This window comes from Cupriavidus sp. SIMBA_020 (assembly GCF_046535395.1).
Taxonomy (GTDB): domain Bacteria; phylum Pseudomonadota; class Gammaproteobacteria; order Burkholderiales; family Burkholderiaceae; genus Cupriavidus; species Cupriavidus campinensis.
Window position 1 is genome coordinate 1 of the sequence record NZ_JAWRWU010001515.1, and the last position, 241, is coordinate 241.

The 241-nt window shown below is 58.1% G+C and carries 1 pseudogene; it reads right to left on the reverse strand.

What is annotated here, in order from left to right:
* Positions 1-241 (reverse strand): annotated as a pseudogene (ipk, locus tag SB751_RS34660) (4-(cytidine 5'-diphospho)-2-C-methyl-D-erythritol kinase); the annotation flags it as partial.

Genomic DNA, 241 nt, shown 5'->3' on the forward strand with positions numbered 1-241 from the left:
CTCGAGGCTACCGCGCTTCTCCAGGTTGGGTGTTCCGCTTGCAGTTTGGCTTGCACCGTTTCTGCTTCGGCCCGACTGGTGAATGCTGCGAAAACGCTTGCACCCGATCCGGTCATCCGCGCCGGTGTTGTGCTGCTCGAGATGTTCTCGAACCACTTGATCACCTGCGCTACTTCCGCGTATTTTCCTGCGACAACCGCTTGCATATCGTTCCGGCCGAAACTGTCTGGCCATCCGTTCT